The organism is Antarctobacter sp. (assembly GCF_034670325.1).
Taxonomy (GTDB): domain Bacteria; phylum Pseudomonadota; class Alphaproteobacteria; order Rhodobacterales; family Rhodobacteraceae; genus Antarctobacter.
Genome location: NZ_JAXMNR010000006.1, coordinates 1 through 17,644 on the forward strand (window position 1 = coordinate 1; position 17,644 = coordinate 17,644).

17 protein-coding genes are annotated in these 17,644 nt (G+C 61.1%); 1 reads left to right on the forward strand and 16 read right to left on the reverse strand.

Features of this window, described 5'->3' with window-relative positions:
* The 7 genes from VOI21_RS15460 to VOI21_RS15490 all read right to left on the reverse strand — a co-directional run.
* On the reverse strand, window positions 1-697 hold a 697-nt coding region (locus tag VOI21_RS15460), incomplete at its 3' end, for an aldehyde dehydrogenase family protein (protein ID WP_323770840.1).
* Between the two features lie 144 nt (window positions 698-841).
* A complete protein-coding gene (locus VOI21_RS15465; RefSeq protein ID WP_323770841.1) occupies window positions 842-1,567 on the reverse strand; it encodes a ribonuclease activity regulator RraA in 726 nt (241 codons plus the stop codon).
* A gap of 10 nt (window positions 1,568-1,577) precedes the next feature.
* Window positions 1,578-2,474: a dihydrodipicolinate synthase family protein gene (locus VOI21_RS15470; RefSeq protein WP_323770842.1), complete on the reverse strand. Its 897-nt coding sequence runs from the start codon at window positions 2,472-2,474 to the stop codon at window positions 1,578-1,580.
* A gap of 94 nt (window positions 2,475-2,568) precedes the next feature.
* A complete protein-coding gene (gene araD, locus VOI21_RS15475) occupies window positions 2,569-4,302 on the reverse strand; it encodes an L-arabinonate dehydratase (protein ID WP_323770843.1) in 1,734 nt (577 codons plus the stop codon).
* A gap of 10 nt (window positions 4,303-4,312) precedes the next feature.
* A complete protein-coding gene (locus VOI21_RS15480; protein WP_323770844.1) occupies window positions 4,313-4,435 on the reverse strand; it encodes a dihydroxy-acid dehydratase in 123 nt (40 codons plus the stop codon).
* Between the two features lie 13 nt (window positions 4,436-4,448).
* Window positions 4,449-6,524, reverse strand: coding sequence for a TRAP transporter large permease subunit (locus VOI21_RS15485; protein ID WP_323770845.1), 2,076 nt, complete (start codon window positions 6,522-6,524; stop codon window positions 4,449-4,451).
* A 137-nt stretch (window positions 6,525-6,661) separates the two neighbouring features.
* Window positions 6,662-7,702: a TRAP transporter substrate-binding protein gene (locus tag VOI21_RS15490; protein ID WP_323770846.1), complete on the reverse strand. Its 1,041-nt coding sequence runs from the start codon at window positions 7,700-7,702 to the stop codon at window positions 6,662-6,664.
* Between the two features lie 161 nt (window positions 7,703-7,863).
* Between VOI21_RS15490 and VOI21_RS15495 the strand changes: the two genes are divergently transcribed.
* The gene (locus VOI21_RS15495) at window positions 7,864-8,631 is read left to right on the forward strand and encodes a GntR family transcriptional regulator (RefSeq protein WP_323770847.1); all 768 of its coding nucleotides are present in this window, start codon (window positions 7,864-7,866) and stop codon (window positions 8,629-8,631) included.
* A 19-nt stretch (window positions 8,632-8,650) separates the two neighbouring features.
* Here VOI21_RS15495 and VOI21_RS15500 read toward each other — a convergent pair whose 3' ends face one another.
* The 9 genes from VOI21_RS15500 to VOI21_RS15540 form a co-directional block, all read right to left on the reverse strand.
* Complete coding sequence (locus VOI21_RS15500) at window positions 8,651-9,619, reverse strand: ketopantoate reductase family protein (RefSeq protein ID WP_323770848.1); 969 nt, start codon at window positions 9,617-9,619, stop codon at window positions 8,651-8,653.
* A gap of 152 nt (window positions 9,620-9,771) precedes the next feature.
* Window positions 9,772-10,590, reverse strand: coding sequence for a 3-methyl-2-oxobutanoate hydroxymethyltransferase (locus VOI21_RS15505; protein WP_323770849.1), 819 nt, complete (start codon window positions 10,588-10,590; stop codon window positions 9,772-9,774).
* A gap of 146 nt (window positions 10,591-10,736) precedes the next feature.
* Complete coding sequence (locus VOI21_RS15510) at window positions 10,737-11,048, reverse strand: MocE family 2Fe-2S type ferredoxin (protein WP_323770851.1); 312 nt, start codon at window positions 11,046-11,048, stop codon at window positions 10,737-10,739.
* A 362-nt stretch (window positions 11,049-11,410) separates the two neighbouring features.
* Window positions 11,411-12,436, reverse strand: a complete 1,026-nt coding sequence (locus VOI21_RS15515; RefSeq protein ID WP_323770852.1) for a Gfo/Idh/MocA family oxidoreductase — start codon at window positions 12,434-12,436, stop codon at window positions 11,411-11,413.
* Window positions 12,437-12,531: 95 nt separating this feature from the next.
* Window positions 12,532-13,356: an ATP-binding cassette domain-containing protein gene (locus tag VOI21_RS15520; RefSeq protein ID WP_323770853.1), complete on the reverse strand. Its 825-nt coding sequence runs from the start codon at window positions 13,354-13,356 to the stop codon at window positions 12,532-12,534.
* Entirely contained in the window at window positions 13,349-14,359 is a 1,011-nt protein-coding gene (locus VOI21_RS15525) for an ABC transporter permease (RefSeq protein WP_323770854.1), read from the reverse strand. The genes VOI21_RS15520 and VOI21_RS15525 overlap by 8 nt, the downstream gene beginning before the upstream one ends.
* A gap of 10 nt (window positions 14,360-14,369) precedes the next feature.
* The gene (locus VOI21_RS15530; protein WP_323770855.1) at window positions 14,370-15,392 is read right to left on the reverse strand and encodes an ABC transporter permease; all 1,023 of its coding nucleotides are present in this window, start codon (window positions 15,390-15,392) and stop codon (window positions 14,370-14,372) included.
* A gap of 107 nt (window positions 15,393-15,499) precedes the next feature.
* On the reverse strand, window positions 15,500-16,477 hold the full coding sequence (locus VOI21_RS15535) for a substrate-binding domain-containing protein (RefSeq protein WP_323770856.1): 978 nt from the start codon (window positions 16,475-16,477) through the stop codon (window positions 15,500-15,502).
* 93 nt (window positions 16,478-16,570) lie between these two features.
* Window positions 16,571-17,599 (reverse strand): sterol desaturase family protein, encoded by a 1,029-nt coding sequence (locus tag VOI21_RS15540; protein WP_323770857.1) that lies wholly within the window; start codon window positions 17,597-17,599, stop codon window positions 16,571-16,573.
* Between the last annotated feature and the right edge of the window lie 45 nt (window positions 17,600-17,644).

Below are 17,644 nucleotides of genomic sequence, written 5' to 3' on the forward strand. Positions count from 1 at the left end.
GCGGATGCTGGACAAGGGCGGTGCCAACGTCACGCTTGCCGCCCTGGATCAGGCTGAAGGTGCCCGGGTGGATACCGCAGGTGGTGATGGCGGCGTGAATGGCCTCGGCGACGATCTCGCCGGTGCCGGGATGGGCCGAGTGGCCTTTGACGACCACCGGGCAGCCGGCGGCCAGCGCGCTGGCGGTGTCGCCGCCGGCGGTCGAAAAGGCGAGCGGAAAGTTCGACGCGCCAAAGACGGCGACCGGGCCGATGGGGCGCTGCACCATTTTCAGGTCGGGTCGCGGCAATGGCTGGCGGTCGGGCAGGGCTTCGTCGTGGCGACGATCGAGGTAGTCGCCCTTGAGGATATGCTCGGCGAACAGCCGCAGCTGGCCAGTGGTGCGGCCACGCTCGCCGTTCAGGCGCGCCTCGGGCAGGCCGGTTTCCTGGGTGCCGATCTGGGTGATCTGCGGGCCGCGCGCCTCGATCTCATCGGCGATGGCGTGCAGGAATGCGGCGCGGTCGGCGCGCGAGGTCTGGCCATAGCTCTCGAACGCGGCCTCCGCCGCGACGCAGGCGCGGTCGACAAGGTCGGGCGTGCCGGTGGCAAAGGCATGCGCCGGTCCGTGCGCCGGGTCAGAGGCAAATGTGGCCGCGCTGGCAACCCACTCACCCGCAATCAGGTGCTGGCCGTGGGGGGTAAACGTGTCGGGCATGGTCATTCCTTTAGTAGTCCTTGCCTTGCGCGATCCTGAAGGACCGCCGGGCCGAAGGACAAAAGCACACGACACCACTCACTGTTGCCGTGCTGTGTGATGATCTCCGCGCAGCAGCAGCGCGCGCAGGGTTAGGTCAGCGGCTCAGCGGTCGTTCTCTTTGCGCCAAGCAGCGAATTTCTCAAGGCTCTCTTCCTTGGTCGCCGGGTAAAGCCCGATGATCGGCGCACCGTTTTTCACCTGTTCCAGAGCGAAATCCTCATATGCGGTCATTTCCATGGCCTCATTGGCGAGTTCCTCGGCCAGATGCGCCGGCAGGATGATCACGCTGTCGTCGTCACCAACCACGATGTCGCCGGGAAACACCGGCGCGTCGCCGCAGCCAATGGGGACGTTGATGTCGATGGCCTCGTTGGTGGTCAGGTTGGTCGGGCTGGAGGGGCGCGAGTGATAGGCGGGCATCTCTAGTCCGGCGATGTTCATCGCATCGCGAAAGCCGCCGTCGGTCACGACGCCGGCACCGCCGCGCATCATCAGCCGGGTGATCAGGATGTCGCCCGCACTGGCGGCGGTGGCCGATTTGCGGCTATCCATCACCATGACATGGCCCGGCGGGCAGGTTTCGATCGCCTTGCGCTGCGGGTGGTCGGGGTTGCGGAATTCGACCAGTTGGTTGCGATCCTCGCGGGCGGGCATGTAGCGCAGGGTGAAGGCGGGGCCAACCATGTTACGGCCTTTGGGGGCCACCGGGCGCACGTCCTGGATCACCTGATTGCGTAGTCCGCGCTTGTAGAGCGCGGTGGCCAGCGTGGCGACAGAGACCTGTTCGAGCTTGGCTTTGGTGTCGGGGGTCAGGGGGTGATCGGTCATTAGAAAGTCCTCAAATCAGGCCATTTCTGGTCATGAAGGCGCGCAGGCGCGTCATCTGGTCGTCGGTCAGCGGCCATGCGGCGGGCGGGCGGGCTACGCCGCAGTCCTCCCCCATCAGCGCCAGCGCCGCTTTGACGCCGGGCACGTTGGCGCCGCCCTGTTCCTCGGCGCGAATGTCCTCAAAGACCTGCATATCGGCGATCAGCGCGCGGGCTTGGGTGTAGTCACCCGCCTCCAGCGCGGTGTTGATCGCGACAGAGCGGTCCGGCCAGACGTTGATCAACCCGCTGGTAAAACCGCGCGCGCCAACGGCGTAGAGCGTTGGTGCCCAGACCTCGGCCAGGCCGCCGGTCCAGGTGATGTGATCTGGCGCGGCGGCCATGGCGTCCTTCAGCCTCATCGGGTTGGGCGTAGCCCATTTGACGCCGACCACCCCCTCGACCCGGCACAGCGCGGCGATGGCATCTGTCCCGATGGCATCGTTGCGCAGGTAGAGGATCAACGGCAGCCCCTGTCCCGCCTCGCGCACCGCCTCGACGTAGGCCGTGACGCCGCGCGGCGCGACAAAGGGATCGGGTGGCTGGTGGATCATCAGCGCCGCCGCCCCCGCCCGGCGCGAAGCCTCGGCCAGGGTCTGCGCGTCGCGCACGCCGCGCCCGACACCGGCCACCAGCGGCACGCGGCCCGCTACATGCGCGCCGCTGGCGACAACCATGGCGCAGGCCTCGTCCAGCGTCAGCCCGTAGAACTCGCCAGTGTTGCCATTGGCAGTCAGCACATGCACGCCTGCGGCGATGGCGCGGTCAACCAGCGGCTTTTGCAGGTCCGGGGCGATCTCTCCCGCCGCATCGAACGGCGTGACCAGAATGCCGGATACCCCCGTCAAGGCCTTGGCAAGAGCGGTCATTCCGGCATACTCGCGTTCCGGGCCTGCCCCGGAACCTGTGGAAGCGCAAGGTGGCGGCCCCGAATCAGGTCCGGGGCGGTGTGCGTCAATCCCATCAGTTGATCTCCGGTTCCGGTACGGGCGCGCCGAAATCGGTGCGCAGAAAGTCAAAATCGCAACCCTTGTCGGCCTGTTCCACATGTTTGCTGAACATCTGCCCATAGCCGCGTTCAAAGCGAGGTTCAGGCGCGGTCCAGCGGGCGCGTCGCTCCACCATCTCTGCATCCGTCAGCACGACGTTGAGCGTCCGGTTCGGGATGTCCATTTCGATGATGTCGCCGGTCTCGATCAGCGCCAGCGGACCGCCGATATAGGCCTCGGGCGCGACATGCAGGACGCAGGCACCGTAGGATGTGCCAGACATGCGCGCATCCGACAGCCGTACCATGTCGCGGTGACCGTGTTTGAGCAGTGCCTTGGGCATCGGGATCATGCCCCATTCCGGCATCCCCGGTCCGCCCAGAGGACCGGCGTTGCGCAGGACCAGAATGTGATCCGGCGTCATGGGATAATCTTCGTCGTTTATGATCTTCTTTAGGTCGGCATAGGTGTCGGCAACAATCGCCGGGCCTTTGTGGGTCTGGAACTTCGGGTCCATGGCGGCAGGTTTGATGACCGCGCCGTCCGGTGCCAGGTTGCCCTTGAGCACCGCCAGCGACCCTTGTTGATACACCGGGTTGGACAGCGGGCGGATCACGTCGTCGTTGTAGTTCACCGCCTCCGCGATATTGTCGCCCATGGTCTGGCCGTTCACCGTCATCACCGACAGGTCCAGCTTGTCGCCCAGTTCTTTCATCAGCGCCGGCAGGCCGCCCGCGTAATAGAAATCCTCCATCAGGTATTCCTTGCCGGAGGGGCGGATATTGGCCAGAACCGGCGTGTCGTGGCCGATTTCGTCGAGGTGATCCAGTGTCAGATCGACCCCCGCGCGCCGCGCCATTGCAATCAGATGGATGATCGCATTGGTCGAACAGCCCGTCGCCATGGCCACGGTGACCGCGTTGCGCGTGCTTTCCCAAGTCATGATCTTGTCGGGCGTCATGTCCTCCCAGACCATCTCGACCGCGCGCGCGCCACAAGCGGCGGCCATACGTTTGTGCCCTGCATCCGGGGCCGGGATCGAAGAGGCCCCGGGCAGCGTCAGGCCCCAGCCATCGGCAATCGACATCATCGTGCTGGCGGTGCCCATGGTCATGCAGGTGCCATAGCTGCGCGCGATGCCGCCCTGCACGCCGTCCCACTGATCCTTGGTGATATTGCCCGCGCGGCGTTCGTCCCAATACTTCCAGACGTCCGTCCCGGAGCCCAGCTTTTGCCCCGCGTAATTGCCGCGCAGCATCGCGCCCGCTGGCATGAAGATAAACGGCAGACCCATGCTGACCGCACCCATGACCAGCGCCGGGGTGGATTTGTCACAGCCGCCCAGCAGCACAGCGCCGTCGATTGGGTGGCTGCGCAGCGTCTCTTCGACCTCCAGCGCGCCCATGTTGCGATAGAGCATCGAGGTCGGTTTCAGGAACTGTTCGGAGAACGAATGCACCGGCATCTCGACCGGCGTTCCGCCCGCCTTGAGGATGCCACGCTTCACCCACTCCGCCCGGTCACGCAGGTGGTGGTGGCAGGGCGACAGGTCCGACCAGGTGTTGATCACCGCGATGACCGGCTTTCCCTCCCAGTCATCCGCTGCCCAGCCCATCTGCATCGCACGGCTGCGATGCCCCATGCTGCGTAGATCATCAGGCGCAAACCAACGCGCAGAACGAAGATCTTCAGGTCTCTTCCGGCTCATAGTTCTTCCTTCACGATATAGGTTGGGAGAGCGAGAACATCAGGTAGATGATCAAGCCGGCAAGCAGCAGGCCCAGCACCCAAGGCCATATGCCGTAGCCGTTGATGTCGTCATGGCTATCGCGTCCGATCATGGCTATTGCCTCCTCAATTCAAAAGTTCAGGCAGGAACAGGGCGATCTGCGGGAAATACATCACCAGAAACAGCCCGAGGATCTGGAGCCCGATAAAGGGTAGAACCGCAACAAAGATTTCCTGCAAGGTTACATCCTTGGGTGCCACCGATTTCAACCAGAAACACGCGGGACCAAAGGGCGGCGAAAGAAAGTAGATCTGGATGTTCATGACAAACAGGATGCCAAACCAGATCTTGGCTTGATCCTCTGTCAGGCCAAGATCTGGCGCAAGCGTCATCACCACGGGTGCAAAGACAGGCACGGTGATCAGAACGATGGCGATCCATTCCATGAATGTGCCCAGCACCATAAGGATCAGCATCATCACGATGACCGTGCCCATGGCCGAAAGGCCGAGGTCCAGAAAGAGCGAGCGCATGAATTCGCCTCCGCCGACGAGGTTGAAGATGCCCACGAAACTGACCGCGCCAAGCACCAGCCAGATGATTGTGCCGACCGTGGTCATCGTGCCCAACATCGCGGCGGACATCACCTCCCAGTTGAACTTGTTGCGGACGGCTGCCACGATCAGCGCCCCGACGCAGCCTACGGCAGCGGCCTCTGTGACCGAGGCGACACCGCCGTAGATCGACCCCATGACGGCGCCGATCAGCAGGATACACAGGGCAACGGCGATCATACGGTCCTTGGACAGTTTTTTCTCAGTGCCGGTGATCTGGGCGACTTCGGCGGCGGTGGGGGCCAGCGAATGGTTCAGGTTCACCCGGATCAGAACATAGCCGGCATAGAAAAAGGCCAGCATGATGCCGGGCAGCGCACCTGCCATGAACAATTCGCCGATGCCGACCTCTGCGGACAGCCCGTAGACGATCATGATGATCGAGGGCGGGATCAGGGTTGCAAGCGCGCCGGAGGCGCAGATCAGGCCGATCGACAGTTTGCGGTCATACCCCAGCCGGAACATCTGCGGCAGGGCGACAAGGCCCAGCATGACGATTTCACCGCCCATCACACCGGACATGGCGGCAAGGATGACGGCCACCACCGTGGTCTGCACCGCGACCCCGCCGCGCAGGTTCCCGGCAAAGATCGACATGGCGTCAAACAGGTCTTCGGCGATGCCCGCGCGTTCCAGAATCGAGGCCATCAGGACAAAGAACGGCACCGCAACAAGGCTGTAGTGTTCCAGCAGGCCAACGGCGTTGGAACTGACAAGAAACAGGCCGCGCGGTCCGAAGAACCCGATGGCCATGATGACCGACACAAGCAGTGTGACCATGCCCAGCGGCATGCCCGTCATCATCAGCGCGATCAGCAGAACCACCATGATGACAGAGATTGTGCCCAGATCCATTTTGCGCAGTTGCAGCGCCTTTGACGGATCCATCGACTTGCCGATTTCCGAGATGAAGTCGGAGAACACGGTCGCAATCTGTACGTCCATCGCATGGGCCAGAAAGGCCGACACGAAGTAGACGACAAAGTAGACCCCGATCAGCTTGACGATCAGCCTTGCGGCTTTGGACTGGACGTGGCGGTGCAGGTTCACCATCAGCTGCGCCAGATACATGAACCCGCCGATCACCATCAGGGACTTCATCATCATCGGCAGGGGCGAGTTGAAGGCAGATCCGGATTTTTCCAGCCGCGAAATGCTGACATAGGCGCGCACCGGGGCATCGGTCAGCAGCATGTAAAGCGCCAGTACGCCCACAACCATTGCGAACAGATCCAGCCACCAGCGTTGTGTGGGGTTGGCCAGATTGTGGATAACGGTAATGCCGATATGACGCTTTTTCATCGTGACGTAGCCAGCAGACAGCATCCAGGCGGCGGCCACTGTGACCATGACGGTCTCAAACGCCCACAGGGTCGGCGTATGCAAGACATAGCGTGAGAAAACCTCCCACAGAGTCGCCGTCGCCGCGATCAGATAAAAGGTCGAAATGGCAATGCCGGATACGTGGCTGACATGATCCACAATCGTGTATTGGCTGCGGTCCAGATCGGCCTCTTCATGCAGCGGATTCTGATCCGCGATTCCGATCTCTGTCTCTTCCAGAGCGTCGTCCAGATTGCGCGTCATGCGGTAATGTCCCTGTCAGGCCGTGCGCCCGGCGGGTGCACGGTCTCTAAATGTATCTTCGATTTCAGAAGGGCGGCGAGGGCGGTGACTTGCCCGCCTGTAGTCGGGCGGGCAAGTCATCTTGCGGGCAGGCAGCCTTACAGCAGACCCGCTTGCTTCATGAAGGAGATATGCGCGTCATAGACTTCTTTCGCCAGATCGGACTGACTTGCAAACGCCTCCCATGCCTCCTGAGCGATGGCGCGCAGCTTGTCGCGCTCGCCCTGCGGCCAGTCGATCACTTCGATCTCGCCCGCAGCCTTATCGCGAGCGACCAACTGGCGGTCGAGACGGTCGAAATGCTGGCGCAGCCCGTTGTAGGCGGCCAGATACCACGTTTCGAGTGCGACCTGCTCTGCCTCGGTCAGCTCTTCCCAGACCGCTTCGGAGACAGTGAACTGCAGAATCGGGGTCGAGTGGATGCCGGGGAAGATCGGGAACTTGGCGATCTTGTGCATGCCGTTGGCGTCGTTGTTGGCATAGGCCGAGTTGTCGGCCGCGTCGATCACGCCCTTGTCCAGCGCGCCGTAGGTTTCCGATCCGGACATGGACACAGGGGCTGCGCCCGCGCGTTTGAACACGTCGGCAGCCAGACCTTCGGGAGAGCGGATTTTGAGACCTTTGAGATCTGCAACCGAGCGCACCGGCACTTTGGACACAAATGCCTCACGCGCGTAGGCGCCGCAGCCGATCACATGGACGCCTTCGAAATGCACATCGTACAGTTTTTGCAGCATTTCCTTGCCGCCGCCCTGCGCGCAAAACGCCTGAATCTGGTCGGCGCTGTCATAGCCTGCGATCAGGTCGCCCATCAGGGCAAAGGCCGGATCGATGCCTGCAAAGTAGTTGATCGAGGTCAGGTCGCCATCAAGGATGCCCACCGAAATCGCTTCGGCTGTCTCACGACGCGGAACCACTGCGTCAACCGGCAGCAATTCAACACCCAGCGTTCCGCCGGTCATGGCCTCAAGCTTGGGGATCCAGACATCATTCAGGTAAGCGAGCGATGCGTGACTGGCGTTGGACGACGTCTGAATTTTCAGAACGCGGTCTGCCGCATCAGCCGACCCTCCTGCGATTCCCATCGCCGCAGCCAGCGCTGCAATTAAGGAAAACTTGGTCAAATTATTGAATTTCATGGGTTTCCTCCCTCGGGGTTCAAATGTGCGCGCCGGTGTTTTGTCCGTGTCACGCTTGACAGGTTAAACTGATATATTAGTATTTAGTACCTGTCCAATTGGTTCTCACTTCAGGCTGTGTTTTTCCCGGACAATGCGCGACCACCGTCAGGAGACAGCAAATGGCAAGCGATACCGGGCACGAAAGGGGCAAAGGAACCGCCTCCGCACGCAGCGACGGTGCTGCAACGCGCGTTTATGACGAACTGCGGCGCGAGATCATCTCATTCGAGCGGGCACCGGGATCCGTGTTGTCGCGGGCGACACTGGAAAAGCAGTATTCGGTCAGCCAGACCCCCATTCGGGAGGCATTGCAGATGTTGGATCAGGACGGGCTGGTTCAGGTCTTTCCGCAATCCAGAACTCTGGTCAGTCGCATAGACGTGCAGCAGTTGAACGAAACGCATTTCCTGCGTGTCGCGGTCGAGGTCGAAGTGGCATGGAGGCTGGCTGCTGCTCCGCGTGATGACGTGATCGCGCGCGCCCGTGCCATCGTTCAAATGCAAAAGGCGCTTTTGGGCGACATCGATCAGGCGGAACTGTTTCACGACCTGGACCGATCTTTCCACAAGACCCTCTTCGACGCGGTCGGCGTAGGCAGCATTCAGCAGATACTGGCAAGGCGGCTTGGCCATCTTCTGCGCTGCCAGCAACTGGACCTGCCGTCACAAGGGAAGATGGCCACGATCGTGGCCGATCACGAAGCGATCCTGAATGCGATTTCGGTCGGCGATCAGGTCGCCGCGACAGAGGCCGTTCGGCGGCACCTGTCCGGCACCATCAACCGGGTCGATGCGTTGCGGGCGCAGCATCCTGATTTTTTCACGGACGGTAAGACGTGGCCGGTCTGGTCCACAACCGACGAGTCCAATGCAGGCGCGGCAAGGTGAGCCGCGCGGTCAGCAGGGATTAAAGACCCAGTTCCGCTGCCATCTCTGCGGGTGTCAACGCTCCGGTTGAGCGTTTTTCGCGCGCCAGCCGGGCAGCCAATTGCGCAGCGCGGGTATTGATTGGGGCGTCTGTTCCGGCCAAACGCGCGATCAGGGCAATTTCGCCATTCAAAAAGTCCGTCTCGACGGACCCAGCTCCCCGGGCAAGGCTTTGGGAGGTCGATCCTCCAATGCGTGTAAGGCCCTCTATCGGTGAGGCCTCCATCAGAGTGCTTCGGCGTGGATCGCCCGCGCCCATGTCGCGCCAGCCGATGCCGGACGCGCGATAGACAGCTATGGCTTCTTGTTGCAGGGCGGTCTTGATCTCGGGTGCCGCAACGCCCCGGCCAAGGGCGGCTTCGACAATATTGCCAAGGTTGACCAGCAGCTTGCCGTATTTGTTTTGCATCACATCGTCTTCGACAAAGCTTTTGATCCGAGCCTCTGTCAGCACCTCGGCAAGCGCAGCGTCGATCTGGTCCGCGCCACGCGGATAACGCCCGATGTCAAAGACACCAAGGTTGGGTTTGCCAAAGCAGACCGCCTCATCAGGGGCCATGTATTCGGCGGGCAGCATTACGTTCACACCGTGGACATTGGGAAAAAGCCGCAGGGCCAGCCGTTCGTTTTCCACCCCGTTCTGCACGCAAAAAACCGCCTGTTCGTCAAACCCCGCTGTGCGCAGATCCTCCAGCGCGCGTGGCGTATCCTGTGTCTTGGTGGTCATCAGGATCACGTCGTCCGGGCACGGCGAGATTTCGGTTGCTGTGCCGACGCAGGGCAGGGGGGTGGTTTCCCTGCCGTCATGGCTGCGCAGGGTCAGTCCCCTGTCGCGGATCGCCTGCAGGCGTGTACCACGCGCGATGCCCAAAACGTCTTGACCCGTCAGGGCCAGCGCGGCGGCCACGACGCCTCCGACCGCGCCAACGCCAAAGATGATGATCCGCATGAGGCTGCTCCGTCACAATGCCGCGCGAAAACTCGCCCCGACGACTCCAACAGTTTTGTCACGCGGGTCACTGTCCATCAAGCTGGGGATGCCAAGAGCCCCAGCCGGACAGGCGGACAGAGGCGCATGGAGCCCCAATAATCACAGTGGTATCAGCCCTGCACCGCGCCTAGGAACGCCTCGAACTCGTCATCCTTGATGGTGACGCTGTGCGCGGCCTCCGGGTAGCCACCAGAGTCGACATCGGCCTTGTAGTCTTTGAAGGCGGCGATGCGCTCATTCTGTAACCGTTTAAGCTCGGGCGCGAAATTGCGGTACACCTTGCCGTGGCGCGGCTTGTGGTTCTTGCCGTAACCGCAGACGTCCTCGGTGAACAGATACTGCGCATCCGCATGTTTGCCCGCGCCCATCCCCAGCATGACTAGCGAGGAATTCTCGGTCAGGAATTTCGCGACGCGGTCGGGCACCACCTCAAGCTCGGCTCCGAAGACGCCGATTTCCTCCAGCTTTTGGGTGTGTTTCCATAGCGCCAGTGCCTCGTCTGCGGTTTTGCCCACGGCGCGCCAGCCGGTCCATGTGATGTAGGAAGGGATCAGGCCAATGTGGCCTACGACCGGCAGGTGATTGTCACACAACAGCTTTTGGATGTCATATGACGCCGCACAGTAATAGGCGTCGCCGCCGATGCCCGCATAGTGAAAAGCCGCGCGCAGATAGTCTTCTCCGGTGGCAACGGCGCGTCCCTCGAAACGGCCCCAGCCGCCGTAGGGCAGTCCGACCTGCACAAAGCATTCGCCCGCAGCGGCGCGCATATCAGCGTCAAAGAACCTGCCTTCGATCGACAGCATGTGGATGCCCGCCGCATTTGCGGCGGCGGCCTCCTCGGCTGTGGTCACAAAGAGCATCGAGATTTTCTCACCGCGCTGCTTCATCGCGCGAATGTCTGAGACGTGGGGGCGGTTGTGATACATCTTGATGTCCTGTGGTCAGGGTGTGTGATCCGCGCAAGGCGTGGCAGACGCGGGGCCGTTGCTGTCGTGCAGCCCGTCCCGGGCCTGACCCGGGACCTCATGAGGGGCAGGGGGGCTGGCCCCTTGCGTGGATAAACGTGCCGGGATCAGACCTCGACAAAGACCCGGCCGTTTTCGACGCGGGTGGGATATGTGTGCAGGTTTTCGCAGGCGGGCGGCGTTTCGACCTCGCCATTGGAGCAATCGAAAATCGACGAATGCTTGGGGCATTCAATGGTCGCCTCGACCACCAGCCCCTCTGAAAGATGCACATCCTCATGGGTGCACAGACCATCTGTGCAGTAGTAATTGTCCTGGTGGTCGCGAACGATGATGAAGGTCCGTAATCCGTGATCGAAGCGGATCACATCCTCTTCGTCGATGTCGGTCGCGGCGCAGGCGTCGATCCAATCGGCCATTGGTTTTCTCCTCTTGTCTGTGGTCTTGGGGCAGGGCGTGTCTGTCGGCAGGCGCAGGTGCCGTTTGGTTGCACCAGGCCGGTTTCGGTGTGTGGTCTCCGGTCAGGTGTCCCGTTGACTCCAGTCGGCCGATGCAGAACGCATCCCGTGTTGAACGGGACTGACGGATGCCTCGGGCCCGTTGCCTTTGTGCGGCAGGTCTTTCTGCCTGAATTGCAGCGGCGCAACAAAGCCCCGCTTTTGCCGCCGCCATTGCGCGCCATGGACATGGCCCGGCGCGCGGCAAGACCAGCAGCGCGCGGCATGAACCGGCATACCGTGCAGCGGTGTCCCAAACGGACTGTCAGCGGTGCATACCGGCGTCATGCCCCTATACCTTTCGGCGTTGCATAGAACGCCGGTTGCGCGATCATCTCGACCGTCTGTTTCATTCCTGACCGAAGCGCCGTCACCCCGGTCTCGGCGACCACGGCCGCGCAGTAGCCGTCCCAGCAATCAGAGGCGATTGCGGGAAAGTGGCCAGTCTGGACAAAGGCGGCAAAGGCGCGGTTCTGGCGGACATAAGCCTCGTGATAACGCCCCCGCCAATCGGCGTCATAGCGCGTGGACGAGGACAGACGGCTGTCAGTGCGGGTATAGGCGACGTTGTTTATCGCGATGCTGCCGTCCTCGCCGACAAGTTCGGCGCGGACATCATAGCCATAGGCCGCGTTGTTGTTGATCTCGATGGTCACCAATTGGCCATCGGTGGTTTCCAGCACCATCACAACAGGCGCGACGCGGTCATCCGACCGCCGCGGTTGATGCGCGGTGATCGAGGTGTATTCGGTGCCGAGGACATGGCGCGCCACATCGAATTCATGTGGGGCGGAGTTGGTAATCGCCATGGCTCCGGTAAAATCCGCAGCGGGCGTTTCCACGTTGCGGTGAAAGTTGTGCATCATCAGCGCGCGGCCCAAATCGCCCTTGGCAAGGGCGGCGCGCATCTCGACATAGGATTGGTCATAGCGGCGCATAAAGCCCAGCATCACATGTCGCGCGCCTGCGGCCTGTTCGGCCTCCATTACCTCAAGACACTCGGCCGAGCTTTGCGACAGAGGTTTCTCACACATTACCCGTTTACCCGCTGCAATGCAGGCTTTGGACAGCGGGGCATGCGTGAAATCGGGTGAGGCCACAATCACCGCATCCACATCCGCACGGGTGATCACACCTTCCGGGTCACTGTCCGTGTCCTTGGCACCGCAGGCGTCGGCGATGGATTTGGCTCTGGCCGCGTCCATGTCGCAGATGACCTGAAGGGTCGCACCAGGAATGTCCTCGGCCACGATCTTTGCGTGGTCCGCACCCATCAAACCGGCTCCGATGACGGCAATTCGTATACTCAAGACGCTCTCCATATGTGCGGATCGAACAAGGTCCGATCCAAGTTCTCAGGGCAGGTTTGTGCAAAGTCCGGGCACGAGTGTGCCTGCCCGACCTATCAATGTGAAGGCTGCGGCGCGTGGCCGTCGTGGGTCTCCATGTACCCCTCAATGTTGGCTTCGAGATCCGCCATCGACTCGCCGCCCGCCATGAGGTCGGCAATCTCTTCGCGAGTCTTTTCGCCCTTGCGGAAATCGGCGGCGATGGCACCACGGATCAGGACGGCAAAGTGATCGCCCACCGCCATCGCATGCATGACCTGATGGGTGATAAAGATCACGGCCAGCCCGCGCCGCTTTGCCTCGTTCACGATGCGCAGGACGTGAGCGGCCTGCTTGACCCCAAGCGCTGCGGTCGGTTCGTCCAGGATCAGCACACGCGCGCCGAAATGGACCGCGCGAGCGATGGCCAGCGACTGCCGCTCCCCCCCTGACAGACCGCCGACCAGACGGTCGCCGTCGTCAATCCGTGTGATGCCAAAGTCCTGAACCGCCTTGACAGCGATGTCGTTGGCCTTTTTTCGGTCATAGACCTTGAACGGCCCCCAGCCCCGGGTCGGTTCGACCCCGGCGAAAAAGCTGCGCCCGATGGACATCAGCGGGAAGGTTCCGCCAAATTGGTGGACCGTGGCGATGCCCATTTCCTGCGCGTCCTTGGGGCGGTCAAAATGCATTTCCTTGCCGTCCAGCAGGATGTCGCCGCGCGTCGGTTTGTGAACCCCTGCAAGCGTTTTGATCAACGTCGATTTGCCGGCCCCGTTGTCACCCAGAAGGCAAAGCACTTCGCCCTTGTTCACCTTCAGTGAGACCTCATGCAGGACGTCGATGGGGCCAAATGACTTGTCGACTTTGCGCAATTCAATGACAGGTGTCTTGTCAGACATTGGCCTTGCTCCCTTTGTTTCGTTGAAGTCGCCCGGTCAGCACTAGCTTTCTAAAGCTCTCGTTCAGCCCGACCGCGATCAATAGCATTGCCCCGATGATCAGGCTTGACCAGTTGCGGTCGATGTCGGTGAAGTAGATGCCTTGGCTGACGACGGCGAAGGTCAGCGTGCCAAAGAAGATGCCGATGACAGAGCCGAATCCGCCGGTCAAAAGCACCCCGCCAACTACGACGCTGACGATGACGTTGAAGATGATGTTCATCCCCCCGGACACTTGCGCCGAGTTGAACAGGATGGCCTGACACATGCCCACAAAGCTGGCCGAGGTGGCGGTGAGGATAAACAAGCCGATGGTCATCCGGTCGACCGGGATGCCCAGATTGCGGGCGCTTTCACGGTCGCCGCCCATGGCAAAGACCCAGTTGCCGTAGCGGCTCTGGTGGACGACAAACCAGAAGATCACCGCGATCACGACCCACCAGACGATGATCACTTGATGACTGCCGCCGATCAGTTGCCCAAAGATGGCCTTGGCCCAATCCGGAGCCGTTATCGCCACGCTTGCCTGACCTGTCAGGAACTTCGATGTGCTCAGCACCACACCCTGCATCGCGACCAACGTGCCAAGAGTGATGATCAGCGAGGGCACGGTGGTGCGGATGGTCAGGATGCCGTTGATCGTCCCGACGACCACACCCAGCGACAGGGCTGCGAGCATACCGAAGATGATCGGCAATTCGTAATAGCCAGAAACAATCGCGGTGGTCATGGCCCCTGCGGGGATCATTGCCCCGATGGAGATGTCCAACTCACCCGAGATCATCAGCAGGCCGACAGGGATCGCGACAATTCCGAGGTTGGCGGCGAAATTCACCCAGCTTGCCGCGCCAAACAGCGTGCCAAGGTTCACACCGCCGATGACGACGTAAAAGACCAAGACTCCGATCAAGCTGAGGACAGAGGCGGCAGCGGGGCTGCGAAGCAGGTTTGAGAAGATGTGCATGGGTCCGCCCTTACGATTTCTTGGCCGCGTAGCGCATGGCAAGCGTACGGAAGCTGTCGTTGGAAAGGACGGCGGCCAGCAGCAGCGCGCCAATGATGATCGAGCCAATGTTGGGATCGAGGCCGGAAAAGAAGATGCCCTGATTTACGATGGCAAAGGTCAGGGTGCCAACCACGATGCCGATCACCGATCCCGCGCCCCCGGTCAGAAGGACGCCGCCGATCACGACACACATGATCGAGTTGAAGATGAACGCCTGCCCGGCGGCCACCTGCGCGCTTTGAAAGGTGAGCACCTGCGACACGCCGACAAAGGCCGCCGCAAAGCCGCTGTACATATACAGGCCGATAGAGACGCGGCTCGACGGGATACCGGCGTTGCGGGCGCTTTCGCGGTCGCCGCCAAGCGCGAAGATCCAGTTGCCCACCGGCGAGATGTGCAGCAGGAAAAAGGTCGCCACGATAAAACCGGCCCACCAGAACATCGTGACCTGAAACATGCCGCCGATGAATTGCCCCAGCAGCGCCTTGGCCATGGGATCGGGGGTCATGAACACCCCTGTGCTGCCCGCGATCATGACGGTAAAACCAAGGGTCAGCCCCATGACACCGAACATCGTGCCGATGGTGATGATCAGTGACGGGATCGACGTGCGTGTGACCAGAACGCCGTTGATGAAACCCACGATGAGGCCCACCCCAAGACCCGCCGCGATGCCCAGATATGTCGGCAAGTCATAATGACCCGAAATCACCGCGACGGTCAGCGACGCGGCAGGCAAAACTGCGCCTACGGAAATATCAAGCTCACCTGCGATCATCAAAAGTCCGACGGGCAAGGCGATGATGCCGACTTCGGCGGCCATGTTGAGAAAGCTCGACCAGCCTGGCGCGCCTAGAAAGATACTACCCCCAAGGCTGGCGAAAAAGATGTAGACCGCAATCAGCCCTATGAATGTTCCGGCTTCGGGTCGACGGGCAAGACCGCCAAGCCTGTTGCCCAATGCGTTCGATTTCGTCGTCTCAGATGACATGCGCGTTCCCCCGGCCAATCCATATGCAGACAATCGGAATCCCCGATCAGGGTCCGTAATCTGGCAAGACCGCGCGACAGTCGCGCGGTCTCAGGTCCTGTCTGTGATCAACGGGTGCCCATCTTGGCACCAGCCATGGTTGCCTCGATGGTCTTGCTGTCGATGACGCCCGGGCCGGTCAGGATTTCACGGGTCGGGATCGTCAGGCCATAGTTGACGTAGCCGTTCAGGATCGACACGGCATAGAAGCCTTGCTGATACCCCTGCTGGTCAATCGCGCAGGCCTGTGAGCCGTTGGCGATATTGGTCAGGATGGCCTCGTCAAAGTTGATGCCGCACAGCGCGACCTGCCCGGCCTTGCCGGATTGGGCGATGCCCTGAACCGCGCCGACGGCGTCAAGGTTGGCGGTGGTGAACACAGCGTTGATGTCGGGGTTTTGCAGCAGGTGTGCCCGGATGGCCTGCGCAACAGCTGTCACGTTGCCCTGCGCAGTTGCGGGCAGCGGCAGGACCGTTCCCTTGCCGCCAGCATTGGTGATGCCCTCGACGAAGCCGTTGCAATAGTCCTCGATATTGGCGGCACCGGGCAAAGAGTTGATGCATACGCCATTCAGGTTGCCTGCGTTGCCAAGGTAGTCACCGCCTGCGACACCAGCCTTGTAGTCGACAGCGCCAACGTAGTTCAGCGCGCCAAGGCGATCTGCGGCCTCGATGCCGCCGGCGTTGTAGATGACCAGCGGGATACCGGCGGCCACAACGGCCTCGAATGCCGGATCCATGGCCTCGGGAACCCAGTTGGGCCCGATGATGGCGTCAGCGCCCTGGTCGATGGCCTGCCGGATCAACTCGGCCGCGTCCACGCCCAGATTGTCGTAGTTCTGCGGCCCAAGCCAAGTGACAGAGCCGCCTTGGGACTCGACCACAAGGCCCGCATCCTCTGCGCCGCGTTTGACGATGGACCAGAACGGATCGTCCGGTTTGCCACCGATGACAAAGATGTCCGCGCCGCCATGGCTTTCTGCCAGACCTGTGGTCGCGACAAACGCGAGTGCTGCGGTGGATGCAAGGATTTTGCTGAGTTTCATATTGGGTCTCCTCCCCTTGGGTGCCGACACTTCGGCGGTAAATTGATCTATGGTCGGTCTTCGGCGCACCTCCTCCGCGCGCCGAGGATCAGTTCATTCTGCCGGCATGCTTTTTGACTGTTTTGCTTTCATCCGCTCTTTCTTCTTGCGAAAGCGCATTTTCATCTGCTCTTCGGCTTCTTTTGAGCCGTCGTGCCAGTAGCCGAACCACTTATCGAGCGGCACAAGACCATCGGCCCCGTAATTCACCTCAAAGTATTTGTGGTGCAGGTAGTGGGCGTAGGCATGGGTATCGAGCGCGGTCTCTTCGGTGACTTCCAGCTTGTCAAAACCGATGTGTCCGTTCAGCGCGCCGTAGCCGACAGCATGGCTGTTGAACATCATGACAATCGGGTTCGACGGGATGATCAGGTGCCAGAGGATCTCGGCGAAATAAAGCAGATGCTCGACCGGGTGCATCGACAGCGACGACCACGGGCTGGGGTTGACCGAGTTGTGGTGCACCGAATGGATCCACTTGTAGAGCCGTGGCGTGTGGATCAGGCGATGGATGCAAAAGAAGTGGATTTCGTGGATCACTGGCACGAGACATGTCAGCGCAATCAGCCAGATCCAATTGTCCTGCCAGTCGAGCCAGCCAAACGCATGGAGGCCGTTGGCGTAGCACCACAACATCCCGACTTCGGCAGCGGTCCAGATCGGGATGCCAACGAAAAAGCTGCGCAGGAAGTTGTCAAGGTTCTGGCTTTTGAACCAGAAGACATCCGACGGGTTTTCCGACGGGAACTTTGCGTTGAACTTGAACCGGGTCTCTTGCTTGCGCTTGATGTAAAAGAACATCTCGATCGCGCCGTAAAGCAGGAAGATCCCCGCCGCATTCACCGCAAACAGGTACAAAACCCACCCCATCGACAGGGTTTTCAGGGTTTCCATGTCCGGGATGACAAAGATCCAATACAGCAGGGCGGTCGCCATGTGAAAGGCGTTCCAAGGCCAGATGAAATCCCTGAGAAAGTGACCCATCTTGTGCCACTTCCCGTTCCAGAAAGGCGCGATTTCAAGGGTTGCAGTGGGCGTCCAGTTGCCGCGCTTGTCACGCGTGCCGTATTTCAGATCATCCATGCCTCGCCCCTCCCTGATGTGGTGGCCTTGTTCAAAGGCCATGAA

What these genes read in the sequence shown, in the direction of transcription:
- araD (WP_323770843.1), bottom strand. Translation starts at nt 4,302, where the DNA reads ATGAGCCGGAAGAGACCTGAAGATCTTCGTTCTGCGCGTTGGTTTGCG.
- VOI21_RS15530 (WP_323770855.1), bottom strand. Translation starts at nt 15,392, where the DNA reads ATGTCATCTGAGACGACGAAATCGAACGCATTGGGCAACAGGCTTGGC.
- VOI21_RS15500 (WP_323770848.1), bottom strand. Translation starts at nt 9,619, where the DNA reads ATGCGGATCATCATCTTTGGCGTTGGCGCGGTCGGAGGCGTCGTGGCC.
- VOI21_RS15540 (WP_323770857.1), bottom strand. Translation starts at nt 17,599, where the DNA reads ATGGATGATCTGAAATACGGCACGCGTGACAAGCGCGGCAACTGGACG.
- VOI21_RS15485 (WP_323770845.1), bottom strand. Translation starts at nt 6,524, where the DNA reads ATGACGCGCAATCTGGACGACGCTCTGGAAGAGACAGAGATCGGAATC.
- VOI21_RS15470 (WP_323770842.1), bottom strand. Translation starts at nt 2,474, where the DNA reads ATGACCGCTCTTGCCAAGGCCTTGACGGGGGTATCCGGCATTCTGGTC.
- VOI21_RS15490 (WP_323770846.1), bottom strand. Translation starts at nt 7,702, where the DNA reads ATGAAATTCAATAATTTGACCAAGTTTTCCTTAATTGCAGCGCTGGCT.
- VOI21_RS15465 (WP_323770841.1), bottom strand. Translation starts at nt 1,567, where the DNA reads ATGACCGATCACCCCCTGACCCCCGACACCAAAGCCAAGCTCGAACAG.
- VOI21_RS15510 (WP_323770851.1), bottom strand. Translation starts at nt 11,048, where the DNA reads ATGGCCGATTGGATCGACGCCTGCGCCGCGACCGACATCGACGAAGAG.
- VOI21_RS15495 (WP_323770847.1), top strand. Translation starts at nt 7,864, where the DNA reads ATGGCAAGCGATACCGGGCACGAAAGGGGCAAAGGAACCGCCTCCGCA.
- VOI21_RS15525 (WP_323770854.1), bottom strand. Translation starts at nt 14,359, where the DNA reads ATGCACATCTTCTCAAACCTGCTTCGCAGCCCCGCTGCCGCCTCTGTC.
- VOI21_RS15535 (WP_323770856.1), bottom strand. Translation starts at nt 16,477, where the DNA reads ATGAAACTCAGCAAAATCCTTGCATCCACCGCAGCACTCGCGTTTGTC.
- VOI21_RS15480 (WP_323770844.1), bottom strand. Translation starts at nt 4,435, where the DNA reads ATGATCGGACGCGATAGCCATGACGACATCAACGGCTACGGCATATGG.
- VOI21_RS15520 (WP_323770853.1), bottom strand. Translation starts at nt 13,356, where the DNA reads ATGTCTGACAAGACACCTGTCATTGAATTGCGCAAAGTCGACAAGTCA.
- VOI21_RS15505 (WP_323770849.1), bottom strand. Translation starts at nt 10,590, where the DNA reads ATGTATCACAACCGCCCCCACGTCTCAGACATTCGCGCGATGAAGCAG.